Source organism: Halorussus lipolyticus, assembly GCF_029338375.1.
Taxonomy (GTDB): domain Archaea; phylum Halobacteriota; class Halobacteria; order Halobacteriales; family Haladaptataceae; genus Halorussus; species Halorussus lipolyticus.
This window is the reverse complement of record NZ_CP119804.1, coordinates 182526-208580: the sequence shown is the minus strand read 5'-3', so window position 1 is coordinate 208580 and position 26055 is coordinate 182526. Positions and strand designations below refer to the sequence as shown.

Annotated in this window: 21 protein-coding genes and 1 tRNA gene; 13 read left to right on the top strand and 9 right to left on the bottom strand. The window is 62.7% G+C overall.

Annotated features, from left to right (window positions below):
• Nucleotides 1–29 precede the first annotated feature (29 nt).
• The 3 genes from P2T57_RS01095 to P2T57_RS01085 all read right to left on the bottom strand — a co-directional run bounded on the left by P2T57_RS01095 (nucleotide 30) and on the right by P2T57_RS01085 (nucleotide 3542).
• Nucleotides 30–1508, bottom strand: a complete 1479-nt coding sequence (locus tag P2T57_RS01095) for an electron transfer flavoprotein subunit alpha/FixB family protein (protein ID WP_276300630.1) — start codon at nucleotides 1506–1508, stop codon at nucleotides 30–32.
• A gap of 2 nt (nucleotides 1509–1510) precedes the next feature.
• The gene (locus P2T57_RS01090) at nucleotides 1511–2380 is read right to left on the bottom strand and encodes an electron transfer flavoprotein subunit beta/FixA family protein (protein WP_276300629.1); all 870 of its coding nucleotides are present in this window, start codon (nucleotides 2378–2380) and stop codon (nucleotides 1511–1513) included.
• Between the two features lie 208 nt (nucleotides 2381–2588).
• Nucleotides 2589–3542, bottom strand: a complete 954-nt coding sequence (locus P2T57_RS01085; RefSeq protein WP_276300628.1) for a polymer-forming cytoskeletal protein — start codon at nucleotides 3540–3542, stop codon at nucleotides 2589–2591.
• Nucleotides 3543–3656: 114 nt separating this feature from the next.
• Between P2T57_RS01085 and P2T57_RS01080 the strand changes: the two genes are divergently transcribed.
• The 3 genes from P2T57_RS01080 to P2T57_RS01070 all read left to right on the top strand — a co-directional run bounded on the left by P2T57_RS01080 (nucleotide 3657) and on the right by P2T57_RS01070 (nucleotide 5013).
• Nucleotides 3657–3854 (top strand): DUF5800 family protein, encoded by a 198-nt coding sequence (locus P2T57_RS01080; RefSeq protein ID WP_276300627.1) that lies wholly within the window; start codon nucleotides 3657–3659, stop codon nucleotides 3852–3854.
• A 93-nt stretch (nucleotides 3855–3947) separates the two neighbouring features.
• The gene (locus P2T57_RS01075; RefSeq protein WP_276300626.1) at nucleotides 3948–4085 is read left to right on the top strand and encodes a hypothetical protein; all 138 of its coding nucleotides are present in this window, start codon (nucleotides 3948–3950) and stop codon (nucleotides 4083–4085) included.
• 142 nt (nucleotides 4086–4227) lie between these two features.
• Nucleotides 4228–5013, top strand: coding sequence for a lamin tail domain-containing protein (locus P2T57_RS01070; protein ID WP_276300625.1), 786 nt, complete (start codon nucleotides 4228–4230; stop codon nucleotides 5011–5013).
• A 27-nt stretch (nucleotides 5014–5040) separates the two neighbouring features.
• On the opposite strand, the gene P2T57_RS01065 is transcribed toward P2T57_RS01070, so the two are convergent.
• The 3 genes from P2T57_RS01065 to pan1 form a co-directional block, all read right to left on the bottom strand.
• Nucleotides 5041–7302, bottom strand: coding sequence for an amino acid permease (locus tag P2T57_RS01065; RefSeq protein ID WP_276300624.1), 2262 nt, complete (start codon nucleotides 7300–7302; stop codon nucleotides 5041–5043).
• Nucleotides 7299–7730, bottom strand: a complete 432-nt coding sequence (locus P2T57_RS01060) for a universal stress protein (RefSeq protein ID WP_276300623.1) — start codon at nucleotides 7728–7730, stop codon at nucleotides 7299–7301. Before P2T57_RS01060 ends, P2T57_RS01065 begins: the two co-directional genes overlap by 4 nt.
• A gap of 138 nt (nucleotides 7731–7868) precedes the next feature.
• On the bottom strand, nucleotides 7869–9083 hold the full coding sequence (pan1, locus tag P2T57_RS01055) for a proteasome-activating nucleotidase Pan1 (protein ID WP_276300622.1): 1215 nt from the start codon (nucleotides 9081–9083) through the stop codon (nucleotides 7869–7871).
• Nucleotides 9084–9255: 172 nt separating this feature from the next.
• Between pan1 and P2T57_RS01050 the strand changes: the two genes are divergently transcribed.
• The 3 genes from P2T57_RS01050 to rad50 all read left to right on the top strand — a co-directional run bounded on the left by P2T57_RS01050 (nucleotide 9256) and on the right by rad50 (nucleotide 13595).
• The gene (locus P2T57_RS01050; RefSeq protein ID WP_276300621.1) at nucleotides 9256–9531 is read left to right on the top strand and encodes a MarR family transcriptional regulator; all 276 of its coding nucleotides are present in this window, start codon (nucleotides 9256–9258) and stop codon (nucleotides 9529–9531) included.
• Nucleotides 9532–9684: 153 nt separating this feature from the next.
• A complete protein-coding gene (gene mre11, locus P2T57_RS01045; protein ID WP_276300620.1) occupies nucleotides 9685–10932 on the top strand; it encodes a DNA double-strand break repair protein Mre11 in 1248 nt (415 codons plus the stop codon).
• Complete coding sequence (rad50, locus tag P2T57_RS01040; protein ID WP_276300619.1) at nucleotides 10929–13595, top strand: DNA double-strand break repair ATPase Rad50; 2667 nt, start codon at nucleotides 10929–10931, stop codon at nucleotides 13593–13595. Before mre11 ends, rad50 begins: the two co-directional genes overlap by 4 nt.
• Before the next feature lie 350 nt (nucleotides 13596–13945).
• Here the strand turns inward: rad50 and P2T57_RS01035 are convergent, their stop codons facing one another.
• The 3 genes from P2T57_RS01035 to P2T57_RS01025 all read right to left on the bottom strand — a co-directional run bounded on the left by P2T57_RS01035 (nucleotide 13946) and on the right by P2T57_RS01025 (nucleotide 15361).
• Nucleotides 13946–14371, bottom strand: a complete 426-nt coding sequence (locus tag P2T57_RS01035; protein ID WP_276300618.1) for a DUF7346 family protein — start codon at nucleotides 14369–14371, stop codon at nucleotides 13946–13948.
• A gap of 379 nt (nucleotides 14372–14750) precedes the next feature.
• Nucleotides 14751–15131, bottom strand: coding sequence for a DUF7322 domain-containing protein (locus P2T57_RS01030; protein WP_276300617.1), 381 nt, complete (start codon nucleotides 15129–15131; stop codon nucleotides 14751–14753).
• Between the two features lie 44 nt (nucleotides 15132–15175).
• Entirely contained in the window at nucleotides 15176–15361 is a 186-nt protein-coding gene (locus tag P2T57_RS01025) for a DUF7331 family protein (RefSeq protein ID WP_276300616.1), read from the bottom strand.
• Between the two features lie 130 nt (nucleotides 15362–15491).
• On the opposite strand from P2T57_RS01025, the gene P2T57_RS01020 reads away from it, so the two are divergent.
• From P2T57_RS01020 to P2T57_RS00990, 7 genes are all read left to right on the top strand, one after another.
• On the top strand, nucleotides 15492–20747 hold the full coding sequence (locus tag P2T57_RS01020) for a DNA polymerase domain-containing protein (RefSeq protein WP_276300615.1): 5256 nt from the start codon (nucleotides 15492–15494) through the stop codon (nucleotides 20745–20747).
• A gap of 149 nt (nucleotides 20748–20896) precedes the next feature.
• Nucleotides 20897–21805, top strand: a complete 909-nt coding sequence (locus P2T57_RS01015; protein ID WP_276300614.1) for an ABC transporter ATP-binding protein — start codon at nucleotides 20897–20899, stop codon at nucleotides 21803–21805.
• Nucleotides 21806–21814: 9 nt separating this feature from the next.
• A complete protein-coding gene (sufB, locus tag P2T57_RS01010; RefSeq protein WP_276300613.1) occupies nucleotides 21815–23245 on the top strand; it encodes a Fe-S cluster assembly protein SufB in 1431 nt (476 codons plus the stop codon).
• Entirely contained in the window at nucleotides 23242–24495 is a 1254-nt protein-coding gene (sufD, locus tag P2T57_RS01005; protein ID WP_276300612.1) for a Fe-S cluster assembly protein SufD, read from the top strand. Before sufB ends, sufD begins: the two co-directional genes overlap by 4 nt.
• A 374-nt stretch (nucleotides 24496–24869) precedes the next feature.
• On the top strand, nucleotides 24870–25361 hold the full coding sequence (locus P2T57_RS01000; RefSeq protein WP_276300611.1) for a replication factor C small subunit: 492 nt from the start codon (nucleotides 24870–24872) through the stop codon (nucleotides 25359–25361).
• Nucleotides 25358–25789, top strand: coding sequence for a metal-dependent transcriptional regulator (locus P2T57_RS00995; protein WP_276300610.1), 432 nt, complete (start codon nucleotides 25358–25360; stop codon nucleotides 25787–25789). The genes P2T57_RS01000 and P2T57_RS00995 overlap by 4 nt, the downstream gene beginning before the upstream one ends.
• Nucleotides 25790–25926: 137 nt before the next feature.
• A tRNA-Gln gene (locus P2T57_RS00990) sits at nucleotides 25927–26030 on the top strand.
• The last annotated feature ends 25 nt before the right edge of the window (nucleotides 26031–26055 follow it).

Genomic DNA, 26055 nt, shown 5'->3' with positions numbered 1-26055 from the left:
CGTCGTGCTGGTCAGTCTCGTTCCGCTTGTCAGTCATCGCTGGCCTCCGCTTTCATGGTCAGTTCGCCCGCCTCGACCGACTCGGTGAGGCGGGGAAGCACGTCGAACAGGTCGCCTTCGATGAAGTAGTCGCTGAAGTCCCGAATCCGGGCGTCGGTGTCGGTGTTGATGGCGACGATGGTGTCGGACTCGTCCATCCCCACCTTGTGCTGGACCGCGCCCGAGATACCGGCCGCGATGTAGAGGGTCGGTTGGACGATTTGGCCAGTCTCGCCGATTTGGCGCTCCTCGGTGACGTACTGGGCGACGTGCCCGTCGAGGTCGTAGGACGCCGTGACGACTCCTCGGGAGAGACCGAACGCGGCGTCGTCGAAGGTCTCGACCAAATCGAGACCCAACTCGATGCCTTCGGTCGGGTCGTCGCCGATGCCTCGACCGAGCGCCACGACGACCTCGTGGCCGGTCAAATCGACGCCCTCGTCCAGTCTGTCGAAGTCGGTCACGGCCACCCGGAACCAGTCGTCTTCGAGGTGCAGGTCGTGTTCGACCACTTCGCCCTCCTTCTCGTAATCCGGTTCGATGGGGTCGAAACTCCCCGGAATCACCGAACACCCCTGCGGGTGGAACTCCCGGCCGGGGTTGTCCAGACAGAGGATGGTCGAGTACTCGAACCCCGAGAAGTCCGGGCGCTTCATGTGGAGGACGCGCTCGAACTCGACCTTCTCGCCGGGTTCGCCGGTCTTGACCGGGTTCGAAACGAGTTCCTCCTCGATGAACAGGCCCGAGCAGTCAGAGGCGAGGCCCGAGTCGAGTTCGGCCTGCACCTGCGCCGAGAGGTCCCGGCCGTTGTTGGTCGCCGGAAAGAGGAAGTACCGTGGCTTGTCGTAGTCGCGCCACTCGGCGGTCGGTTCGGTGCCGGGATTTCCGGTGGCCCAGTTCGGCGGGTCGGCACCCCCGCGGGCCATATCCGAGACGATTTCGGTGTAGGGCTTGTGGCGGAATCGCTCTAACCGCGGGTCCTCGTGGTAGATTGCTACGTCCGCGCCGTAGGCGAGTACCTCGTCCGTGAGGTCGGTGACTTCGCCATCGCCGACGAGGACGCCGACGACGCGCTCCGATTCGTACTCGTCGTTGTAGTCGTCCATCAACTCGCGGGCCTTGCCGAGCATCTCCTTGGACACGTCGAGCAGTTCCCCGGCTTGGGTCTCGCAGTAGACCCACATGTCCTCGTACTCGCCGCCCTTCAGCGCCCGGACGTGCTTCTTGTCGCGGGTCTGGGTCTCGACCTCGTAACTGGCGTCTTCCTCGATTCGGTCGTCTGGTTCCGGTCGGTCCTCCAACTTCTCGATTCGGTCCCGGATGGCCTCCTTGGCGGTTTTCCGGTCCTTCCCGTCCTGTTCGGCCGCCAGCACCGCGTCGAGTTCGTCGGGGTCGTCTATCGCCGCGAGTTCGTCTTCCAGTTCGTCCACGGTGTAGTCGCTCGGGTCGAGGTCGGGATTTTCGGCCACGCTCAGTCACCTCCCGCGAGGGGTCGCATCTCGTCAAGCACCTGTTCCATGCCCTCCTCGTCGCCGGGAGTTATCATCGTGGCCTCGCGCTCGGAGGGAGCCTTCGGGATGGGGTCCACGCCCGAGACGATGGTCGGCGAGCCATCGAGACCGATGAAATCGGGGTCGAGTTCCAACTCGTCGGCGCTCCACGACGTGAGGTGATTTTCGTACTCCTCGACGCGCTCGTCGGTCTCGGCCTTGAGTTGCTTGTGGCGCAGTCGGTGTTCGGCCCGCCGGTAGGAGGGTTCGAACTCGGGGTCGGTCACGACGAACGCGGGCAAGGGGGCCTCGACGGTTTCGATTTCGTCCACGTCGCCCTCCACGAGGCGCTTTGCGCGGATTTTGTCGTTCTCGTCGTCCACGTCGAGCGCGATGACGTGGGTCACGATTGGCCGGTCCAGACACCAGCAAGTCTGGGGACCGGTCTGGCCGGTCTCGCCGTCTGCGGTCTTGAACCCCGCGAAAATAAGGTCTGGTTCGTTCGATTCACCATCGCCCTCGCCTATCTTCTCGATGCCCGCCGAGAGCGTGATGGCGGTGGACCACGTGTCTGCCGCCGCCATCTCGCGGTCCGACAGGAGATAGAGGTCGTCGGCGTAGACGCCCATGGCCTCCTCCAGCACGCTCTCGTAGCCCGGCGGTCCCATGCTCATCACGCTGACCGTCCCGCCGTGCTTGACCTTGGTCTGGAGCGCGGCCTGAAGCGCGAACTCGTCGTTCGGGTTCATCACCGTGGGGGTCGCACCGCGTTCGAGGTGGCCGTCCTCGTCGAACGACACCTGTCCCTCCCGGAAGTCGGGTACGCCCTTCGTCAGCACTACCGAGTGCATCGACACCACCGTCCTAGAGTGAGTCTCTCTCCCATACGTCGTCAGTATATCATCGTCAATGTTTATTACATTAACCCCGGCCCGAACTACTCAGGTTCGGACAGCATCGGTAAAAACCGGCGGGCGACTGTCGAACTCGTCGGAGAGCGGTCGCGCACTCGAACGAACGTCGAAAATGACAGGTCCGTGTCCTTCTGGGACGGGCGATTTACTCGCCGCCTTCGGACGTGTTCTCCGTCCCCGCGTTCGCGCCGTTCCCGTCTTCGGCGTCGCCGTGGAACCGCTTCCGGCCGCCGTCGCCGTCGGCCGCGATGTGTTCGTGCGTTCCGGCCTTGACCATCGACATCTCGCCGCTGGCGCGCATGGTTCCGTCCACGATTGCCCCCTCGTGGAAATGGAGGTCCTCGCAGGACACGTCGCCCCGGACCTCCACGTCGTCGGCAAGTTCGACCGTCCCGCTCCGGGTGGTCACGTCGCCGTGGATGACAGTGTGTTCGCCGACCGAGATGTCGCCCCGAGCGCGGAGACTGCCGAACACGTCGTTGCGCTGGCCGACCTCGATGGATTCGGCGCGGATGTTGCCGTGGAGTCGGCAGTCGTCGCCGATGGTCGCGGGGGTCGAGACCCGCCACGAGTCGTCCGAGACGTGGCCGTTCCGGGGGACGACTACGGGGTCGGCCTCGACTTCCTCGCTTTCGAGAAGGTCCGAGACGACTTCTTCGGCGGCCTCCTCCTCGCCGATTTGGAGGAGTTGCTGGAGGTAGACGAAGACGAAGACGATGGTCGGCATGGGGTTGCGGATGACAATCCAGCCGTTGGCCTCGAAACCCTCCTCGATGTCCACGTCGTCACCGATGTCGAGGTCACCGCTGACCATCAGGCGGCCGCCGACGTGGACTCGCTCGCCGAGGTAGGCATCCCGGCCGACCAGCACGTTGTCCTGCACGTCCGACCACATGTCGAGGCGACAGTCGGCCTCGGCCTCGATGTGGCCGCCGAACTGGACTCGCTCGCCCGCGATGACGTTGTGTCCTCGGACCCCGAACTCCACGGTACTCTGTCCGCCGACGATGACGTCACCGTCGGTCACTAAGTCGTGCTCCTCGACGGTCGTTCCGTCGGGGATGGCGAGTTCGTCGAGCGGGTCCGAACCGAGTGGCACACGGGTAAGTTCCACGTCAGTCCTAATAAACTTCCGTCAGACATGCACCACAAAACGAACACTCCTCGGCGCGGTTCGGATGGGTTTTTAAATGGCGGGGCCAAACGGCGGGGTATGACGACGCTCGCCTTCGAAGAAGACGGCGTGGACGTGGTGTACGAGGGGACCGAGTTCCGACTCTCGAAGGACCTCATCGAGGGAGCGACCGGGAAGAACTACTTCGACGTGACCGACCACGAGGTCCTGCGCATCGTGGAGAAGGACCCCGACATCTCGGGCGAGGCCCGGCGCATCGGCGACATCATCCGGTGACTCCCGACTCCGAGGGCGCTCCGCGGCCGACTCGCCCGAGTCGGCCGCGGCGCTTCAGGTAGGATTAAGGTCCGCTGGCCGAACGTATCGAGTATGAACCTGCCCGCCGACTTCGACCACCCCTCGTGGCTGACCGCGTTCGGAACGTTCGCCGGTTACGGCGCGATTCTGCTGGCGATGTTCGTCGCCCTCTTCGTCGTCCCCTACGCGGTGTTCGTCGCGCTCGGCTGACGCATCGGAAAAGAAATATCTTCCTTTCTCTTAGCAATCTAGATGTTTCCCATACATTACAAATTGTTTCTGAGAAGCGCATATTTATTTCTGAGGGAGAATACATAAGCGGCTCGCGGTTGCCCTCTCTGCGGGGATGGGAATGACAGAGACCAAACCGTGGGCGAGCAGAACCACGACAGACCACGACGAGATACGCGAGTGGGTCGAGGACCGCGACGGCGAACCGGCGCACGTCGTCGGCACCGGCGGGGACGACGACCTCGGGATTCTGCGGTTCGACTTTCCCGAGGAGGAACCCGACAGGAACCTCGAAGCCGTCGAGTGGGACGCCTTCTTCGAGAAGTTCGAGACCGCCAATCTCGCACTCCGGTACCAGCGCGAGAAGCAAAACGGCGAGCGGAGCTACTTCAATCGGTTCGTCCGGCGGGCCGAAACCGGCGTGGCCGAGGTCCCCGACGCGGACGTGTCGGTGGTCGCGGTCGGGTCCGAACCGATTCCGGATGCCGGAGCGGCCGACGAGTCGGCGTCCGAATCGACGGACGACTCCGACGACGAGTCCGCGTCCGAGGAACCGCAACCGACGCCCCGACTCACCGTCGGCCTCGCCGTGGACGAAATCCACGAGGACGCCCGCGGCTACGACCACTGGAACAAGAACGACGAGTATCTGGTCTTCCGGAACGAGGCCGACGAACCGCTCGACCTCACCGGGTGGACCGTCGCAAACAGCGACGAGACGACCTACGAGTTCCCCGAGAAGTTCGTCCTCGACCCCCGGAAGGCTGTGACGCTCCACTCGGGGTCGGGCGAGGACACCGACCGGGACCTCTACTGGGGGTCCGAGCGCGCCATTTGGAAGAACACCGGCGACGTGCTGACGGTCCGTGACGACGAAGACCGGCGCGCGATTCGGGAGTCATACTGAAAAAACGAAATCCGCTTTTCGACCGGTTTACCGGCCGAACAGTCGGTCTACGATGCCTCGCTCGTGGGCGCTCTCGGCCAGCAGGACCGAGCAGTCCACGTCTTCTACCACGTCGAGGACCAGCGACCCGCCGACCAGACGCGACAGCAGGCCTCGCTCGGTCGCGCCGATGATGACCATCGAGGAGTCCTCAGCGGCGCGTTCGATTGCGCCCTCCACGTCGCCGGTTTCGACCCGGCGCTCGGCGTCTTCGAGGCCGTGGTCGGCCGCCCACTCTTCGAGGAACGCCTCACCCTCCGCGGCGTCGTCGGCGACGTGCAGGAGCGTGACCTCCGAGTCGTAGGTGTCCTGTAGGAGTTTGGCGATTTCGGCGCTGAGGTCCGAGTCGGGACCGCCCGCGGTGGGCACCAGCACTCGCTCGGGGTCGAACCCGCGGTCTTTCAGCACGAGGAAGTCGCTCGGGAGGTCCATCCCGAGGTCGTCCATCGCGCTCTCGACTCGACCGGGCGACCCGTGGGAGTCGTCGCCCCATCCCATCACCACGAGGTCGGCGTCGTGGGCCTCGGCCGCCGAGAAAATCTCCTCGAACGACCGGTGGGAGACGATGGTGTGGGTTTCCACGTCCACGCCGAACGTCTCGGCGTCACGTTGGGCCTCGTCCAGAATCTCGTGGTAGTTCTCCTCGTGTTCGTCGAGATGGTCGGCGGCGTGCGACAGTGGCGTCTGGTCGGGCACCGTGATGACGTGAACCGCGTCCAGCACCCCGTTACGCTGTTTGGCCACGGCGCTCGCCAGCGTGATGAGGTCCTTCTCGTGTTCGGGGTTGGCCAGCGGCACCATCACCCGGTACTGGCCGCCGTCGGGTTTGATGGACGTCGCGGCCGACACCGCCGAGTCGGGCATCTCGTCGCTCCGCGAGAGGACCAGATTCGAGAGGCGGCCCTGCTTGTCGGTCCGGGACTTGCCGTAGGCGAAGTACCAGACGATGCCGCCCACGACGAAGACGAGCGACAGTCCGATTTCGATGGGCTTCATGAACGCGATGAGGCCGAACGAGGTCAACGCGCCGAGTATCGGGACGAACGGATACAGCGGCACCTTGAAGTCGGGTTGATACTCGGGGTCGTCGGACTCGCGCATCACGATGAGCGCGACGTTCAGCAGGCCGTAGACGATGAGGTGGAGGACGCTCCCGGCCTTCGCCAGCGTCTTCACGTCGCCGACGACGATGAACAGCAGGATGAGGCCGCCCGTGACCGCGATGCTCCGGTAGGGGGTGGCGAACTTGGGGTGGATGTCGTTGAGTTTCGCGCTGATGAGTTTGTCCCGACCCATAGCGAAGTTGATGCGCGACGACGCCAGAATCGAGGCGTTCGCGCTGGATGCGGTCGCCAACAGCCCGGCGAACGTCAGCAGTCCGACCCCAATCGCGCCGAGACCGAACGCGCCGAACGAGATTTCGGCCACGTCGAGAACCGGCGTCTTGGTGAACTCGGGACTCAACTGTCGCCAGTTGATGACGCCCATCAGGACCACCATGATGATGGCGTACATCACCGTCACGATGACGACGCTCCCGACTACTGCGAGCGGCAGGTTCCGACCCGGATTCTTCAACTCCTCGGCGACGGTGGTAATCTTGGCGAACCCGAGGAAGGAGACGAACACGAGTCCGGTCGCGGGGAGAATCGCAGTCGCACCGCCGGTCTCGGCCGGGAAGAACGGCCTCAGCGTCGAGAGGTCGGCCTGTAGGAACCCCAGCGCGGAGAACAGCGTGAGGATGCCCACCAGCGTGACGACGATGAACACCTGCAGGCGACCCGTCTCCTTCGCACCGACGTAGTTGACCGCGATGAACGTCGCCCCAGCGAGGAGCGCCCCGATTTGGAAGGACGAGAGCGTAATCACGCCGAGTCCGACGGCCGGAATCGGGAGGAAGGTAGCGAGGTACTCGCCGAATCCGAGGGTGTAGAACGCGCTGGCGAACGCCAGCCCCATCCAGTTGCCCCATCCGGCGACCGACCCGAACAGCGGACCGAGTGCGTGGTTGATGTAGTAGTACCCGCCGCCCGCCTTCGGCATCGCGGTGCCGAGTTCCGACGCCGACAGCGCGGTGAACAGCGAGATGACGCCGCCGACCACGAACGACAGCGCCACCGCGGGTCCGGCCGCCGCGGCCGCCTGCCCCGGCAGGACAAAGATGCCGGCTCCAATCATGGTCCCGACGCCGATGGTCAGCGCCGCGAGGAGACCGAGGTCTTTGGCCAGCTCCTCGTCACCCGATGTCATCCGTCCTCCCCTCGGGGTAGTGCGATTACCGGTCGGTCGGCCTGTGTCACCAACTTGGTCGTTCGGTCGCCGGAGAGAAGGCGGACGAGTCGCCCGCTCCGGCGCGGCCGGAAGGCGATGGCGCTCGCGTCCAACTCGTCGGCCACGTCGAGGATGGCCTGCACCACGTCACGCCGGTAGGCGGTTTCTTCGTCGGCGTCCGGGAAGGTTTCCCGAATCGCCGTGAATGCGTCCTCGGCGAGTTGCTCGGACTGCTCGACCGGCGTCTTGTCCGGCACGCCCTCGCCCTTCTCCACGACGTGCAGGGCAGTCACTCGCTCGGGACTGTACGGCGCGAGTTCTCGCGCCGACAATCGCGCGTCCTCCTCGTCCGCCACGGGGACGAGGACGTGCGAGAGTAGTTTCGATTCGGAGTCAGAGTGAGTCATACGAGGGCATTCCCGCGTGGAGGCTAAAATGATTCCCCATCTACAGTGAGCGCGGAAAGGTTTCAATTCCGACACTACTGGCGCTCTCGTCGGGGTCAACGAGAAAACAGCAGACGGTGACGAGGAGCGTCGAACGCCTCAGGCGAAGGTCTTGGACACTTCGTCGTCGTCGTCCTCGGCGTCGATTTTCGCCTTGGCGTCCTCGAAGTCCTGCATCGTGATTTCGGTCCGGTCGTCGCGGATGGCGAACATCCCGGCCTCGGTACAGATGGCCTTGATGTCCGCGCCGGAAGCGTCTTCGACGTCCTCGGCCAGTTTGGCGTAGTCGAGGTCGTCGCTGACGTTCATGTCGCGGGTGTGGATGCGGAAGATTTTCTCCTTGCCCGCTTGGTCGGGTTTGGGCACCTCGATGAGGCGGTCGAACCGGCCGGGCCGAAGGATGGCGCGGTCGAGCATGTCGAAGCGGTTCGTGGCCGCGATGATGCGAATCTCGCCGCGGTCCTCGAAGCCGTCCATCTCGCTGAGGAGTTGCATCATCGTGCGCTGGACCTCGGCGTCGCCGGAGGTCTTCGAGTCGGTCCGCTTGGCCGCGATGGCGTCGATTTCGTCGATGAACAGCACGGCGGGTTCGTGCTGGCGAGCGACCTCGAACAGGTCACGCACCAACTTCGCGCCCTCGCCGATGAACTTGTGGACCAGCTCCGAGCCAGCCATCTTGATGAAGGTGGCGTCGGTCTGGTTGGCGACGGCCTTGGCGAGCATCGTCTTGCCAGTGCCGGGCGGGCCGTAGAGGAGGACGCCGCTGGGCGGGTCGATGCCAACCTCGCCGAACATGTCGGGGTTTTCGAGGGGCATCTCGACCGTCTCGCGGACCTCCTTCATCTGCTCTTCAAGGCCGCCGATGTCCTCGTAAGTCACTTCGGGCGACTGGTCAACCTGCATGACTCGTGCCCGAACGTCGGTCTCGTTCTCTAGCGTCTTCACGATAGAGAGAGAGTTGTTGACGGCCACTCGGTCGTCGGGGTCGAGGTCCTCGCGCATCTCGTCGGTGACCTCGGTGACGGCCTCCTGATTGTTGCCGTGTTGCTTGATAATCACGCCGTCGTCGGTGAGTTCCTGCACCGTGGCGACGAACAGCGGCGACTGCTTGAGTTTCTTGTTCTCGTGGGTCAGACGTTCGAGCTTCTGCTGGTACTTGTTGTTCTCGGCGTTCGCATCCAGAAGCTTGTCTCGCATCTCCTCGTTCTGAGACTCCAGAACCTCTAACCGCTCCTGCAGGGCTTCGATCTTGTCCTGCTGGGACGCGCTCTCCTCGTCGTAGGGGAGATCAACGTCTTCCACAGTATCGGTCATCACGACGGTCTAGGTCCCACCCTCATAAGAGGCTTCGGGTGGGGTGTGACGAGTGTCAGACAATAGCACGTTTCCTCGGCCCTTACTGTCAGTGAGGAACAACAATTATGCCCTAAGGTAATATTTTAGAAAAGGAAATATTATTATGTTGTATCCAGAAGTAGGAGATAGCATGAGCGCCTCAGAGACTGCACAGCACGAGGAGAGTCGGCTCACGGGGGAGAACGCGACCGAGGCGATACAGGAACTGCCGCCGAGCGCGAAGTTGGTCGCCAAGGTCCTCGAATATAACGACACGTTAACCCAGAGCCAAATCGCCGACGAGTCCCTGCTCCCGGACCGAACCGTCCGGTACGCGCTGAACCGACTGGACGAGGAGGGCATCGTGGACTCGCGGTTCTCCTTTTCGGACGCCCGCAAGCGACTCTACTCGCTGGACCTCGACTGACCGGGAGACGACGCTCGCTGGTCCTCGGGTGGGGTCCAAGTTTATATCTCATCGCGCGCGACTCGGGGCTATGCCGGAGAGCAACGATTCGCCGGACCGCCGAGTTGCTACGTCACCGAATACATTTAGGCCCCGGATGCAAACGACGAATCAATGACACGGGTGATACACACGGGGGACACCCACCTCGGGTATCGACAGTACCACTCCCCCGAGCGCCGGAAAGACTTCCTCCGGGCGTTCGAGCAGGTTATCGACGACGCGATAGACGAGGACGTAGACGCGGTGGTCCACGCCGGAGACCTGTTCCACGACCGGCGGCCCGACCTGAACGCCCTCCACGGAACCATCTCTATTCTGGGCAAACTTCGGGACGCCGACATCCCGTTTCTCGCCATCGTCGGCAACCACGAGGGAACTCGCGGCCGCCAATGGCTCGACCTCTTCGAGATGCTCGGACTTGCCACGCGACTGGACGATACCCCCGAGGTCGTGGGCGAAACCGCCTTCTACGGCCTCGACCACGTGCCCAAGTCCAAGCGCGAGGACTTGGACTACCAGTTCGCCGACCACGACCAACCCCACGCCGCGCTGGTGAGCCACGGCCTGTTTCAGCCCTTCGACCTCGGCGACTGGGACGCCGAGGAGGTCCTGACCGAGGCCAACCTCGATTTCGACGCGATGCTGTTGGGCGACAACCACAAGCCCGACAAAACGGAGGTCGCTGGCGCGTGGGTCACCTACTGCGGTTCGACCGAGCGGTGTAGCGCCGCCGAGCGCGACGACCGGGGCTACAACATCGTGGAGTTCGACGGCGAGGCAACCATCACTCGCCGGGGCATCGACGCGACCCGCGACTTCGAATACGTCCGCGCCGACCTCGCAGAGGGCGAGGGCATCGAGCGCGTCCGGGAGAAAATCCGGGAGCGAGACGTTTCGGAGGCCGTCGTCGTCGTGGAAATCGAGGGCGAGGGCGACCACATCGCGCCCGCCACCGTCGAGGAGTTCGCGCTGGACGAGGGCGCGCTGGTGGCCCGAGTGAAGGACCGCCGCGAAGTCGAAGACGAGGACGGAGAGGTCGAAGTCTCGTTCGCCGACCCCGACGACGCGGTGCGAGAGCGAGTCAGGGACCTCGGCCTGAGCGAGGCCGCCCGCGGTCTCGACGAGACGGTCCGAGCGAGCAAAGTCGCCGACTCGAACGTCCGCGAGTCGGTCGAGAATCGGGTGAGCGAACTAGTTGAGGGCGACCTCTCGGCGTTCGAGTCAGCGCCCGACGAGCGCGAGGAGAAAGCGCCCGACCCGGACGACACCGAGGCCGTGGAAGCAGTCGCGGAGGCCGCGGCCGATTCCGCCGCGACGGAGACTGAACTCGAAGATGGAACGCTGGAGGAATATCAATGAAATTCGACCGAGTTCGCCTGCGAAACTTCAAGTGTTACGCCGACGCTGACCTGCGCCTCGACCCCGGCGTGACCGTCATCCACGGGTTGAACGGGAGCGGGAAGTCGTCGCTGTTGGAAGCCTGTTTCTTCGCGCTCTACGGCGCGAAGGCCCTCGACCGCACCCTCGAAGACGTGGTGACCATCGGCGAGGACGAAGCCATCATCGAACTCTGGTTCACCCACGAGGGAGGTAACTACCACGTCCGGCGGCGGATTCGAGCGACCGGCGAGCGAGCGACGACTGCCGAGTGCGTGCTGGAGACGCCGGTGGATACCGTAGAAGGGGCGCGAGACGTGCGCGCAGAGGTGACGAAGCTATTCCGGATGGACTCTGAGGCGTTCGTCAACTGCGCCTACGTCCGGCAGGGCGAGGTCAACAAACTCATCAACGCTACGCCGGGCCAGCGCCAAGACATGATAGACGACCTCCTCCAACTCGGCAAACTGGAGGAGTACCGCGAACGCGCCAGCGACGCCAGACTCGGCGTCAAGTCGGTGCTGGACGACAAGTGCGGCAGTCTCTCGGAGTTGGACGCCCAAATCGAGCAGAAAGAGGACAAGGGCCTCCACGAGCGCCTGAACAACCTCAAGTCGAAGCTCAAAGAGACCGAGGGCGACATCGACCGGTTCGAGGAGAACCGAGAGACCGCCCGGAAGACCCGCGAGCAGGCAATCGAAGTGTTGGAGACCTACGAACAGAAGCGCGACGAGTTGGACTCGCTCTCCGAGGACATCGAGCAGTTGGAGTCCGAAATCAGCCAGACCGAACAGAAGCGCGCCGAACACGGCGAGCGCGTCCGAGACCTCCGCGAGCGCGTCGAGGACCTGAACGACCAAATCGCGGACCTGCTGGCCGAAACCGCGCTCGACTCGGCCGACGAGGAGGCCATCGAGAATCGACTGGCCGAACTCGACGCCGAGGACGAGGCGGTCGCCGACGAACTGAACGACGCCAAGACGCAGGCCCAGATGTTCACCAATCAGGCCGAAAACCTCGCCAGCAGGGCCGACGAGTTGGCATCCGACGCGGACGACAAGCGCGAGGCGGCCGACGAACGCGAGGCCGAGGCCGACGAGGCCGAGGCGGACCTCGAATCGCGCTGTGAGCGAGTCGCCGAGTTGGACGCCCAAATCGAGACCGAGCGAGCCAAGTTCGAGGACGCGCCCGTCGAGTTCGGCGACGCCGAGGGCCTCCTCGAAGACCGGCGCGAGGAGAAGTCCGACCTCCAGCGCCGAATCGAGGAGACCAAGGCGAATCTCCAGAGCGCCCGCGACAGCGTGGCCGAGGCCCAAGAATTGCTGGACGAGGGCAAGTGCCCCGAGTGCGGCCAACCGGTCGAGGACTCGCCCCACGTCGATACGCTCGAAGAAGACCGCGAGCGAGTCGCCGAACTCGAAGACGAACTGGCCGACCTGCGCGACCAGCGCGAGGAGGTCGCCGAGGCGGTCGAACACGCCGAAACGCTCGTGGAGGCCGAGCGCGAAGTCGGAAACCTGCGCGAGAACCGCAAGTTGGCCGAGGAGTCCGTCGCCGACCGCGAGGAGACTGTCGAGCAGAAGCGCGAGGAGGCCGAAAGCCTGCGCGAGGCGGCCGACGAACGCGAGGCCGATGCTGGAGACAAGCGCGACGACGCCGAAGAACTCCGGGAGAAGGCCAACGACCGCCGGGAGACGGTCGAAAGACTCGAAGCCGAGCGCGAGGAAATCGAGGCCAAGCGCGACCGCCTCGACCGGATTCGGTCGCTCCGGAGCGACCGCTCCGACGCCGAGGACGACATCGAGCGCCACCGCGAGAAGCGCGCCAGCCTCGAAGACCAGAACGACCTGCGCCGGGACCGACTCGCCGACAAGCGCGACCGGCGGAGCGAACTCCGGGAGAGTTACGACGACCAGAAGGTCCAGACCGCCCGCGAGAACAAACAGGAGGCCGAAGACTATCTAGAGGACGTCGCGGTGAAACTGGACGAACTCAGCGAACGACGCGACAACCTCCAGACCGCCATCGGCGGCGTCGAGAACGAAATCGAGGAGCTAGAGAACCTGCGCGACCGGCGCGAGGACCTACTGGAGCGGGTCGAATCGCTCGAATCGCTCCGCGACGAGGCCGCCGAACTGCAGGAGATGTACGGCGACCTCCGGGCGGAACTCCGCCAGCGCAACGTCGAGCAGTTGGAGCAGATGCTCAACGAGGTGTTCGACCTCGTGTATCAGAATGACTCGTACGCGCGCATCGAACTCGACGGCGAGTACGAGTTGACCGTCTACCAGAAGGACGGCGAACCCCTCGACCCCGAGCAGTTGTCCGGCGGCGAGCGCGCGCTGTTCAACCTGAGCCTGCGGTGTGCAATCTATCGCCTCCTCTCGGAGGGCATCGAGGGAACCGCGCCGATGCCGCCCCTGATTCTGGACGAACCGACCGTCTTCCTCGACTCGGGCCACGTCTCGCAACTCGCGGAACTCATCGCGTCGATGCGGGAGTTGGGCGTCGAGCAAATCGTGGTCGTGAGCCACGACGACGAACTCGTCGCCGCCGCCGACGACGTGGTGTACGTCGAGAAGGACTCGGTGTCGAACCGCTCGACGGTCGAGCGCCGCGAGAGTCTGGTCGAGGCCGCGGACTGACCGCCGCGGTCGGCGTGATTTTCTCGGCGTCGATTACCCGGCGCGTGACGGGCGGCTCCCCGTGAGCCGCCCACCGCGCGAGGTCGTCGGGAGCGTGGCGACCGACTGCTCGGCAGACGCGGGTTGTCTGCCGGTGGACGACTGAGCGCCGGGACGGCGCGAAGGAGGAGGCTGGGGAGGAGTGAGGTTCGCGCTCAGTGACTGAACCCATCGGGTGCGCGCCGACCGCCGACCCCGAGCAGGCGGGCATGTCGAACTCGTCTCCCGTTCCACAAACTGTGACGAGCGACCGGAACTAGACGTGTAAAAGAGTGTTTAGAACACCTATATATTGCTAAAAGACAGCAATATCAATCTTGGGAGAGTAACGCCAGACCGTCTTCCGCCGTTTCGGTCGTCGCGTAGCCCCGTTCGCCCATCACCGTGGTCTCCTCGACCAGTCCGCCAGCGCGGAACTCGGTGAGGAGGCCCAACAAATCGCTCTCGCAGAGGTCGGTCGCGTCCAACAGGTGCCGAACCGAGTGCGGTCCGCGCTCGCGCAACTCCACCAGCAGGCCGAGCGCCCGGTCGTCGGGCGCGGCAGTCAGAATCCGCCGGGCGGGTTCCGGAATCGCCCGCGCAGAGGTCGCTAGCGGCGACTCGCCCGAGACGGGTTCGAGGTCGGCGCGGTTTCGGTGGGTCTCCTCGCCCGTCTCGGGGTCCCGGACCTTGCAGGAGTCCCCCGACTCCTTGACAACCAAGAAAACGTCGCCAGCGTCGTCCCGAACGGTTCTCATGGCCCGTCGTAGGTGTGGGTCTGGGTTAGGCCTTCTGGACTCCGAGAAACTGTTTCGAAAGTCTCCATCCGGTCGCTCTATCTTAATGTGGTCGGGAACGCGAACAGCAGGATTGCGGTGGTGTTGTCCTCTTGAAGCCCCCGCCCGGTCTGAATCGTGAGAACCGGTATTGAGAACGCAATTAGTGAGGTGAATACCTCTGAAGGCCCCGCCCGGTCGCGGCCCCTTCATCCACCGGAAGACAAACCGCGTCTTCCGAGCCGCTCGTTCGCTTCGCTCACGAGGACCACCCACGGTGGTTTGTGGAGGAGGCTTCTCGGTGGATTGGTCGGCCGAGCGCAGTCAGTAGAGAAGTCAGGCAGTCGCCGAAAAGCGGTCGTCAGTCTTCGTCGTCGCCGTCAGTCACTTTTTGATACTGCCGCCAGCCCCGGAGGAAGGCGAACGCACCGGCGAGGAAAATCGCGCCGCCGACTTGCAGACGCCCGCGGAAGCCGACGACCATCAGGCCGAGGCTCATCCCGAACAGCGCGACGTTGAAGATGAGGACGAGCGACCAGAACTGCTTCTTGAGTTCCGGGTCGGCCTCGTCCTCGTTTTGCGACAGGTCGGGGACCGACGGCGGGTCCGGCCCGAGGTCCGCGCCGAGGCCCTCCGCGGGGTCGTCCGGCAGGAGGTCGGCCTCGGCTTGGGGCGGGTCCTCGGGCAGTAACTCGGCTACCGAATCGTCGCTGTCGTCGGGCGTCGAATCGTCGGAGGCCACAGTTCGAATCCGGAAGGAGCGAGGAAAAGCGCTTCGCCCTCGGGTCAGACTTGTTCTTTGAGCGTAAGCGGTTTGCCCGCCTTCAACCACGCCAACGGATTCTCCGCGTCGTAGAATACAACGCCGTCCTCCGTGTCGTAGGACTCGATGGTCGCTTCCGTCTCGGTGGTGTCGGGAAGCGCCGCTTCCGCACGGTCCAGCTCGTCGTCGGGGTTGACGTGGTCGGACATAGGCGTCACCTCGTCCCGTGGTAAGCGTTAACACATTAAATATCTTTCCGTCCCGGAAACCTTTCGGGGTAATCGACCGGGGTCCGTCAAAAGGGAGGGTTTTTACCCGAAAGGGCCAAACTCCGGATATATGAGCGATTCGGGGTCTAACAGTACGCTTACGGACTTCTCCGGCGGGGGTGGCGGCGAGCGCGACGTAGCGGCCGAGGCCCGCGCAGTCGCCGGAACCGACGACCAGAACGTCGATTCGGTCGTCGAGGCCGACGACTGGCTTCCCGCCCGCGACGGCGAAATCGAACTGTCCGTCATTCAAGTCGATTACACCATCGAAGGCTCGGGTGACGACGAGAAACCCGTCGTCCACGTCTTCGGCAGGACCGCCGACAACGACCTCGAACACGTCACGGTCCACGAGTTCGAACCCTACTTCTACGCGCCGACCGACTCGCTGGACGCTCCTCCCGAGGATCAGTACGACCGACTCATCGACAGCCGCGAGACCGACGAGAACGGCGACCCCTTCGTAAGCATCCGGGGCGAGAAACTCACCAAAATCGTCGGTCAGACGCCCCGCGACGTGGGGAACATCCGCGACGACTTCGACCACTACGAGGCCGACATCCTGTTCCCCAACCGGTTTCTCATCGACAAGGACATCAAGAGCGGTATCAGGATTCCCGAGCGCAGAGACGACGAGGGCACCCTCCACTTCCACGACGAGGTAGACGAGTTGGAGACCGTCGAGGTGCAGGCCGACCCCCGCGTCCACTACTTCGACATCGAGGTTGACGACCGGTCGGGCTTTCCGGAGGAGGGCGAAGAACCCATCATCTGTCTCACCACCTTCGACTCCTACGACGAGACCTACATCGCGTGGCTCGCCGACGCGCCCGAGGGCGACGCCGAGGCCCCCGAGGAACTCCCCGGCTACGACCCCATCGAGGACATCGACCTCGAAGTCCGGTCGTTCCCCGACGAGCGCGAGATGCTCGAAGCGTACCTCGACTACCTTAACGAGACCGACGTAGACGTTATATCGGGGTGGAATGCGGATGATTTCGACGCACCCTATCTCATCGACCGACTGGACGAACTCGACGGTCCCCACGAGTACGACCTCGACTCGGACCGCCTCTCGCGGGTGGACGAGGTTTGGCACTCCGACTGGGGTGCCCCGACGGTCAAGGGCCGGGTCGTCTTCGACCTGTTGTACGCCTACAAGCGAACCCAGTTCACCGAACTCGAATCCTACCGCCTCGACGCAGTGGGCGAAGTCGAGTTGGGCGTCGGCAAGGAGCGGTACGCCGGCGACATCGGGGACCTCTGGGAGGACGACCCCGAGCGCCTGTTGGAGTACAACGTCAGGGACGTGGAACTCTGCGTCCAACTCGACCGCAAGCAGGACATCGTCTCCTTCTGGGAGGAGGTCGCCTCCTTCGTCGGGTGCAAACTCGAAGACGCTACCACGCCCGGCGACGCGGTGGACATGTACGTCCTCCACAAGGCCTACGGCGAGTTCGCGCTCCCCTCGAAGGGCAAACAGGAGAGCGAGGACTACGAGGGCGGTGCGGTCTTCGAACCCATCACCGGCGTCAAGGAGAACGTGACCGTACTGGACCTGAAGTGTTTCAGCGGAGATACACAGGTCCTCACTCCAACCGGTACTCGAAACATCACCGACATGGAAGTCGGTGACGACGTTTACACACTCAATCCGGAAACGTTCGAATGTGAGGTCAAACCAGTCGTAGACACTCAATCGTATTCGAACAAGTATGGAGAACTGCATCACCTCTCGGGGAGCACCCACGACCTGAAAGTCACGGAGAATCACCGCTTCCTCTGCTCCTCAAAGCGAGGATGGGACGACCTCGAACCGACCGACTTCGAGTTCTCGGAGTATAGGGACCTGACCTCCGCTGACCGATTCGCGTTCCCCAATCACGAACCGATGTCTGGCGAACGTCCAGAGACGTTCGCGCTGTACGAAGCGGTGACGAACGAAGCGAAAGTCGCCGTTTACTCCGATAACGACCTGCGATGGCTCCGCCATCGACTTCCCGACGAAACCGAGCAGTCGCTCAATCTCGTTCACGGCTCGTCGTCTGCGGCTGGCTTACAACAGAAGGTCGGAAAGTATCTGTTGCCCGTTTCGGTCTATCGGGCACATCGTGAAGAGATAGAAGAACACGCCGACGACGTGTTCCTCAAGTACGGCAAAAGTCATAGCGAACTTCCGACCGAAGTCGAGATGGACGACTGGTTGGAACTCGTCGGCTGGTACGTTACGGAGGGAAGCGTCGATGTAGAGCATGGACGGTTTACGCTCCACCAGTCCGACGAAGACGGTCGAGACTCTATCACGTCATTGCTCGACCGAATCGGAATCGACTACAGTACCGACCAGCGAGGCGTCAACGTCTCGAACGCGATTCTCGTAGACTGGCTCGTCGAAAACTGCGGCAAAGGATTCGCAGAAAAACAGCTTCCGAAATGGGTATTCGACCTCGACGGAAGACTGCTCGAAACCCTACTAAAGACCGCTATCGGTGGTGATGGTAGCCGTACCGAGAGCGGTCTTCGAAAGTTCTGGACGAAGAGCGACCAACTCAAAAGGGATGTTTCTCGGGTCGCCGTTCGCTGTGGTCACAAACCGACCGTTACGAAACAAAACGATGGAACGTGGTATCTCTCGATAGGAAAACAGGGGTCGTTCTGTAAGGACACGAACGCGACGGTTGAGGACCACGACGGCGATGTGCATTGTCTGACTGCGAAAGACAATCACGTCGTACTCGCCGGTCGTAACGGCCACTTTCAGTGGGTCGGTCAGTCGCTCTACCCCATGTCGATGACCACCATCAACGCCTCGCCCGAGACCAAGGTGGACCCCGGCGAGTACGACGGCGAGACCTACCGGGCACCCACGGGCACCCACTTCCGGAAGGAACCCGACGGCATCATCCGGGAAATCATCGACGAGACGCTGGCCGAGCGCGAGGAGAAGAAGGCCCTCCGGAACGAGCGCGACCCCGACACCCCCGAGTACGAGCGGTTCGACCGACAGCAGGCCGCGGTGAAGGTCATCATGAACTGCTTCACGCCGGATACCGAAGTCCTCACGCCGGAGGGGGTCAGGAACATTCGGGACCTCGACGTAGGCGACGAAGTGTACTCGCTCGACCCTGAGACCGAGGAGATGGAACGCAAACCGGTCGTAGAGACACACGCCTATCCCGACTACCGCGGCGACCTCGTAGACATCGAGACCAGCAAAATGGACTTCCGGGTGACGCCGAACCATCGCATGCTGGTCCGGAAGAACGAGACGAACGGCAGTACTGAAGACGGGTACAGTTTCGTGGAGGCCGGAGAGTTAGACCGGGCGACGAACTACGAACTCCCCCATGACTGGGATGGGCCGGAGGGGACACCCATCGAGGAAATCGACCTGACCGAACTTGCCGACGACTACGAAGTCTGGGCAAATCACGAGGTACACGGTCACACCCTCGCCGCCGAAATCGGCTGGTATCCCGACAAAGTTCAGAAATCCGACATCGACGAGGAGGGCTACGTCTTCTCGGCCGACGAGTTCGAAGAACACCGCGAGTATCTGGAGTCGGTCTGCTCGGAGTTCTACGTCCACGCCGAGTCCGGCCGCAAGTGGATTCCTCGGACGTACGACGGCGACGACTTCCTCGAACTCCTCGCGTGGTACGTCACCGAAGGAAACGTCTACACGTCGGAGGAAAAGCAGTTCGGCGAGAACTACCGCGGGTCCGCGACGAGTATCCAGATTGCCCAAGACGCGGTCATGGCTGACGGAGGCGAGGGCGACCATTCCGCCATCGGCGACCTCCTCGACCGGATGGGCTTCGACTACTACGTAGACGACACGGGCTATCAGTTCACCTCGAAACTTCTCGGCGAAGTCCTCGAACGTCTCTGTGGCGACAGCAGTTTCGAGAAGCGGATTCCGGAGTTCGTCTTCGAGAGTAGCCAGAAGCAAAAACGCCGGTTCCTCGAAACGCTGGTAGACGGTGATGGCGACAGGCAGAAGAATTCGTGGCGATACTCCACGGCGAGCGACCGTCTCCGAGACGACGTACTCCGACTCTGCGCCCACCTCGGACTGACGACGAACTACCGGAAGGATAGCGGGGCGTGGCGCATCTACTGCACCGAAGACAGCAAGAACACCCTCCGAATGCATCGTAGTTCCTCACGGAGTACTGCCGACGATGGCGTCTACTGCGTGACCGTCGAGGACAACCACACCCTCCTCGCGGGTCGGAACGGGAAGTTCCAGTTCGTCGGCCAGTCGCTCTACGGCGTCCTCGGTTGGGAGCGGTTCCGCCTCTACGACAAGGCGATGGGTGCCGCGATTACGGCGACTGGCCGAGAAGTCATCGAACACACCCAAGCGACGGCCGAGGAGATGGACTACGACGTTGCCTATGGCGATACCGACTCCGTAATGTTGGAAGTTGGACACATAAGTCCAGCGGACATCGATGGCGAGGTCGAAGTGACCGACGGAATGCGGGAGGCCCACCCCGAGATGGACGAGGAGGAACTCGAATCGCTCGCGGCGACGATTCAGAAAGGGTACGAAGTCGAGGAGCAAATCAATGACTCGTACGACGAGTTCGCGCTGGAGGAACTCAACGCGGCGGCCCACCGCTTCCAAATCGAGTTCGAGAAACTCTATCGCCGGTTCTTCCAAGCAGGCAAGAAGAAGCGCTACGCGGGCCACATCGTCTGGAAGGAGGGCAAGGACGTAGACGACATCGACATCACGGGGTTCGAGTACAAACGCTCGGACATCGCGCCCATCACGAAGGAGGTCCAGAAGCGCGTCATCGACATGATTGTCCACGGCGAGGACTTAGACGACGTGAAAGACTACGTTCACGACGTTATCGAGGACTACCAAGCAGGAAACGTGAATCTGGACGACGTGGGCATTCCGGGCGGCATCGGCAAGCGTCTCGACGCCTACGACACCGACACCGCGCAGGTCCGGGGTGCGAAGTACGCAAACGTCATGCTCGGGACGAACTTCCAGCGGGGAAGCAAGCCAAAGCGCCTCTACCTCGAAGGCGTTCACCCCGACTTCTGGCAGAAGATGGAAGACGAGGAGGGCTTCGACCCGAGCGGGAACTCGCGCGAGGACCGCATCTATCGGGAGTTCAAGAAGGACCCCGACGTGATTTGCTTCGAGTTCGCCGACCAAGTGCCCGACGAGTTCGACGTCGATTGGGACAAGATGCTCGACAAGACGCTTCAGGGTCCCATTGAGCGCATCCTCGAAGCCCTCGACATCTCGTGGGACGAGGTTAAATCCGGGCAGGAACAGACCGGACTCGGTAGTTTCGTCTGAAACATCGGCCACGTTCTCCTCGTCTTCCGCGTGATAGCTTTTCTCATTCTGGAAAGTTATTTTCCGGCGAGCAAAACCATTTGGGTGGGAATGCGAAAGCATTATGGGTCGCACGACCCTTTCTCAGAACGACTTAGGTGAGCCTAACAATGGCAACGCTAGAACTCAAAAATCTACACGCTGAGGTCGCTGAAGCCGACGAGAAGATTCTCAACGGCGTCGACCTCGAAGTCAAATCCGGCGAAATCCACGCCCTGATGGGTCCCAACGGGAGCGGGAAGTCCACCACGGCGAAGGTCATTGCCGGGCACCCCGCCTACGAAGTAACCGACGGCGAGGTCCTCATCCACCTCGACGACGAGGACTTCGAAGGCGAGATTCCCGAGGACAAACGGTCGTGGAATCTCCTCGAACTCGAACCGAACGAGCGCGCCGCGCTCGGCGTCTTCCTCGGCTTCCAGTACCCCGCCGAAATCGAAGGCGTCACGATGGTCAACTTCCTCCGACAGGCCCTGAACGCCAAACTCGACGAGCGCGCAGAGCTTTTCGAGGACGAAGACGACGAGGAGACCGAAGAAGAAGAAGAGGAGGCTGGCTACGACACCAGTCCGATGGAAGGCCCCGCAGACGAGGGCGAGGTCGACGTCGCCCAGTTCCAGCAGATTCTCTCCGAGAAGATGGAACTGCTCGACATGGACGAGACGTTCGCCCAGCGATACCTCAACGCGGGCTTCTCCGGCGGCGAGAAGAAGCAAAACGAGGTGCTTCAGGCCGCCATCCTCGAACCCTCGGTTGCGGTGCTGGACGAAATCGACTCCGGTCTCGACATCGACCGGCTTCAGGACGTGTCGAACGGCATCAACGCTCTGCGTGACGAGCAGGGCACCGGCATTCTCCAGATTACCCACTACCAGCGGATTCTCGACTACGTCGAACCCGACCACGTTCACGTCATGCTCGACGGCGAAATCGCCATGAGCGGTGGCGCGGAACTCGCCGAGAAGCTCGAAGACAAGGGGTACGACTGGGTTCGAGAAGAAGTCTACGAGGCTGTATAAGGTGATAGCATGAGTTCCGAACAAGACCAACTAAAAGAGACCAACACAGAGGAGCGTTTCTCGTTCAAGAAAGACGAGAGCGCGGCGGTCAAGTCCGACAAGGGTCTGACCGAAGAAGTCGTCCGACTCATCAGCGACGACAAGGACGAACCCGACTGGATGCTCGACCGGCGGCTTCGAGCGCTCGAACACTGGCAGAACATGCCGATGCCGACCGACTGGCCGGGTCAGCCCGACCTGTCTGGTCTGGACATCGAGGAAATCGTGCCCTACATCCGCCCCGACGTGGACAAGCGCGAGGGCGCAGATAGCTGGGACGACCTGCCGGAAGACATCCAAGACACCTTCGAGAAACTCGGCATCCCGGAAGCAGAGCGCAAGGCCCTGTCGGGCGTTGGTGCCCAGTACGAGTCGGAGGTCGTCTACCAGAACATGCAGGAGCAGTGGGAGGAGAAAGGCGTCGTGTTCTGCAACATGGACGAAGCAGTCCAAGAACACGAGGACCTCGTGAAGGAGTACTTCATGACCTCCTGTGTGCCGCCGTCGGACAACAAGTTCGCGGCGCTCCACGGTGCAGTCTGGTCGGGTGGCTCGTTCGTCTACATCCCCGAGGACGTAACCGTCGAGATGCCCGTGCAGGCGTACTTCCGGATGAACTCGGAAGGCATGGGTCAGTTCGAGCACACCCTCATCATCGCCGAACCCGGCAGTGAGGTTCACTACATCGAGGGTTGTTCCGCGCCCAAGTACGGCACCCACAACCTCCACTCCGGCGGCGTGGAAGTCTTCGTCAAGGAAGACGCCCACGTCCAGTACTCGACCGTGCAGAACTGGTCGAAGAACACCTTCAACCTCAACACCAAGCGCGCCATCGTCGAGAAGGGCGGGCGCATGGAGTGGGTCTCCGGTTCGATGGGGTCGAAGGCCACGATGCTCTACCCCTGTACCATCCTGAAGGGTCGCGGGGCCTCGGCGAACAACATCACCATCGCGTTCGCCGGCGAGGGCCAGAACATCGACACCGGCGCGAAGGTCTACCACAACGCGCCGAACACCAAGTCCACCATCGAATCCAAGTCCATCAGCAAGGACGGCGGCCGGACCAACTACCGCGGTCTGGTCCACATTTCGGAGGGTGCGACCGGTTCCTCCACGGCAGTCGAGTGTGACGCGCTGATGTTCGACAACGAATCGACCTCCGACACCATGCCCTACATGGAAATCGACGAGTCGAAGGTCGACGTGGCCCACGAGGCCACGGTCGGCAAAATCGGCGACGAGGACGTCTTCTACCTCCAGTCGCGCGGACTGGACGACGACGACGCCAAGCAGATGATCGTCTCCGGCTTCATCGAGCCGATTACGGAGGAACTGCCCATCGAGTACGCGGTGGAACTCAACCGACTCATCGAACTCGAAATGGAGGGGAGTCTCGGATGACTACGACGCAGGTACACGAGACCATCACGGAGGAGACCGTTCGGGAAATCTCCGAGAGCCTCGGCGAACCCGACTGGCTCCTCGAAACGCGCCTCGACGCGCTGGACGCGCTCGGCGAGTTGGAGATGCCCGACGTGATTCGGACGCCGGGCCGGGATTGGACCAACCTCGACGCGCTCGACTACGAGAGCTTCGTGGACCCGCTGAACGCCGCCGAGGAGAAAGACCAAGTTGGTCCCGAGGACGCCGAAGTCCTGCCCATCTCGGAGGCCATCGAGGAGCGCGAGGACCTCCTCAAGGAACACTTCGGGTCGGTCATCGACCCCGAGGAGAACTACCTGACCGCGCTCTCGACGGCGCTGTTCAGCACCGGCACGCTGGTCTACGTCCCGAAGAACGTCGATGCCGAGGACGTGACCATCCGGACGACCCAGCACTCCAAGTCGCTGTTCAACTACACGCTGGTCGTCACCGAGCAGTCGAGTTCGGTGACGATTCTGGAGCGACAAGACACCGGCGAGGACAGCGAGGCGCGGAGCGCCTCGGATGCAAGCGGTGAAACCGCGAGCGGCGACCGCTACTACAGCGGCATCGTGGAAGTCGCCGCGGGCGAGAACAGCCACGTCCAGTACGGTTCGCTTCAGGACTTGGACGAGGAGACGTACAACTACACGCTCAAGCGCGGAAACGCCTCGGACTACGCCACGGTCAACTGGGTCGAGGGTAACCTCGGGTCGCGTCTCACGAAGTCCTCGGTCGAGACCAACCTCGACGGCGAGGGTTCGGAGACCAAGACGGTCGGCGCGTTCTTCGGCCACAACGACCAGCACTTCGACATCGCGGCCCGCGTCTGGCACAACACGGCTCACACCACCGCGGACCTCGTGACTCGCGGCGTGCTGGACGACGAGGCCCGCTCGGTCTACGAAGGCGTGCAGGACGTTGGTCGGGATGCGTGGGACACCAACTCCTACCAGCGCGAGAACACCCTGATGCTGAGCGACGAGAGCGAGGCCGACGCCTCGCCGAAACTCATCATCAACAACCACGACACCGAGGCCAGCCACTCGGCCACGGTCGGCCAAATCGACGAGGAAGACATGTTCTACATGACCTCCCGCGGACTGGACGACGAGTCGGCCCGGAACATGCTGGTCGAGGGCTTCTTCGTGCCCGTCCTCGAGGAGGTCGAGGTCGAGGAACTCCGCGAGGACCTCCAAGACCGCATCGAAGACCGACTTCACGAGTAGCGACCTCCTCTTTCGTCTTCTCTCTCGTTTCGCTCGACGCGCCAGCGACGGCTTCCGGTGGTCGCTCGCGGACCCGCGAGCGACCGGGCTTTCGAAACTCGGCGTCCCGACCGATTCGATCGGACTCCTCGATAGCGCCGAACACCGTTTCCGGAAGGCATTAAATATATTTATGAAGAACAGACGAATACGTGCCAGACAACTATTTCGATTGCTCTAAGCGGTCGGCGTCTTCGAGTGTCCGACTGCGGATTCGCGCCGGACCCAGCGACGTTAGCGTTCACGAGGGATTCGGGACCAAACCTGTTAAGTCGCCCAACTACCGACTGTCTACCAATGATAGCCGTATCGACCGACGACTACGGGTGGTCGGGATGAGCGTCCACGACCGAGTTTCGACGGACAACCAACTCGCCCGCCTCCTCCAAATCGCCGTCGTACTGGAGGAGGTCGTGGAAGTCCGCGCGGCGCGACACTACGAGACCCTCTCGCCCGCCGAACGCGACGACGACATCGAGGCCCTCCTCGAAGCGGCCCGCGACGAGTCCGCGGACCACCGCCAGCGCCTCGAATCGCTCATCGACCAGTTGGACGCCGAGGCCGTCCCCCTCGAGGAGGTCGAAGCGTTGGTCGAAGCCACCTACGCCCAGACCGGCCCGGAGGACTTCGATGGGGTCCTCTACGACCAACTCCACGGTGAGGAGACCGCCTACAAGTTCTACGACGACCTCATCGAAGCCATCGAGGCCAGCGATACCGATTTCGGTCTCGACCGAGACGACCTGCTCGCTACCCTGAAAGAGATTCGCGCGGAGGAGGCCGACGGCGTGGAGGAAGTGACCGCGGTAATGGAGGCCCGAGAATGAACACGGCAGACCAGTACCTCAAAGCGATTTATCTCGTCCAGAAGATGGAGAACGGCCCGGCCTCGACCGGTGCGCTCGCCGACCGCCTCGAAGTGAGTCCGGCCAGCGTCAACGAGATGATAGGAAAGCTTCAGGAGCGCGGTCTGGCCGACCACGAGAAGTACAAGGGCGTCACCCTCACCGACGAGGGCATCGAGCAGGCCCGCGAGGCCCTCCAGACCTACTGCATCATCGAGCGCTTCCTCCACAACGTGCTGGAAGTCGAGGAGTTCCCGAGCGAGGCCAAGGCCCTCGAAAGCGTGATAGACGAGACGGTCGCCGAGCGATTGGACACCATCATCGACCGCGAACCCCAGTGTCCGGACTGTTTCGACGCCGAGGCCGACATGTGCGCCGAGCTAGTGGGTTCGGAAGGCGAAGCGGACTAGGGGTGTGAATGCTTCTCGGTGTCTTTCGATTGCGATACGTTCAAGTGGGTCTTTGCGTTAGAAAGAGGTGAAGTCCCGTGGTGGTGAACGGTCCAACGGACCGTGAGGTACACGGGACGAGTGAACGACGTGAGCGAAGTCCCGTGGTGTAGCGGCCAATCATATGGGCCTTTGGACGTGTCGGGTTACGAGTCGGCACGGAAGACAGCCCATGACAGCGGTTCGAATCCGCTCGGGACTATGAAAGCTTCCTTACACTTCATTTC

Excerpts from the sequence above, each read along its gene's own strand:
- P2T57_RS01035 (WP_276300618.1), bottom strand. The coding sequence starts at position 14,371 with ATGAGAACCGTTCGGGACGACGCTGGCGACGTTTTCTTGGTTGTCAAG.
- mre11 (WP_276300620.1), top strand. The coding sequence starts at position 9,685 with ATGACACGGGTGATACACACGGGGGACACCCACCTCGGGTATCGACAG.
- P2T57_RS01075 (WP_276300626.1), top strand. The coding sequence starts at position 3,948 with ATGAACCTGCCCGCCGACTTCGACCACCCCTCGTGGCTGACCGCGTTC.
- P2T57_RS01020 (WP_276300615.1), top strand. The coding sequence starts at position 15,492 with ATGAGCGATTCGGGGTCTAACAGTACGCTTACGGACTTCTCCGGCGGG.
- pan1 (WP_276300622.1), bottom strand. The coding sequence starts at position 9,083 with ATGACCGATACTGTGGAAGACGTTGATCTCCCCTACGACGAGGAGAGC.
- P2T57_RS01070 (WP_276300625.1), top strand. The coding sequence starts at position 4,228 with ATGACAGAGACCAAACCGTGGGCGAGCAGAACCACGACAGACCACGAC.
- rad50 (WP_276300619.1), top strand. The coding sequence starts at position 10,929 with ATGAAATTCGACCGAGTTCGCCTGCGAAACTTCAAGTGTTACGCCGAC.
- P2T57_RS01080 (WP_276300627.1), top strand. The coding sequence starts at position 3,657 with ATGACGACGCTCGCCTTCGAAGAAGACGGCGTGGACGTGGTGTACGAG.
- P2T57_RS00995 (WP_276300610.1), top strand. The coding sequence starts at position 25,358 with ATGAACACGGCAGACCAGTACCTCAAAGCGATTTATCTCGTCCAGAAG.
- P2T57_RS01050 (WP_276300621.1), top strand. The coding sequence starts at position 9,256 with ATGAGCGCCTCAGAGACTGCACAGCACGAGGAGAGTCGGCTCACGGGG.
- sufD (WP_276300612.1), top strand. The coding sequence starts at position 23,242 with ATGACTACGACGCAGGTACACGAGACCATCACGGAGGAGACCGTTCGG.
- P2T57_RS01000 (WP_276300611.1), top strand. The coding sequence starts at position 24,870 with ATGAGCGTCCACGACCGAGTTTCGACGGACAACCAACTCGCCCGCCTC.
- P2T57_RS01025 (WP_276300616.1), bottom strand. The coding sequence starts at position 15,361 with ATGTCCGACCACGTCAACCCCGACGACGAGCTGGACCGTGCGGAAGCG.
- P2T57_RS01060 (WP_276300623.1), bottom strand. The coding sequence starts at position 7,730 with ATGACTCACTCTGACTCCGAATCGAAACTACTCTCGCACGTCCTCGTC.
- P2T57_RS01065 (WP_276300624.1), bottom strand. The coding sequence starts at position 7,302 with ATGACATCGGGTGACGAGGAGCTGGCCAAAGACCTCGGTCTCCTCGCG.
- P2T57_RS01090 (WP_276300629.1), bottom strand. The coding sequence starts at position 2,380 with ATGCACTCGGTAGTGCTGACGAAGGGCGTACCCGACTTCCGGGAGGGA.
- P2T57_RS01015 (WP_276300614.1), top strand. The coding sequence starts at position 20,897 with ATGGCAACGCTAGAACTCAAAAATCTACACGCTGAGGTCGCTGAAGCC.
- sufB (WP_276300613.1), top strand. The coding sequence starts at position 21,815 with ATGAGTTCCGAACAAGACCAACTAAAAGAGACCAACACAGAGGAGCGT.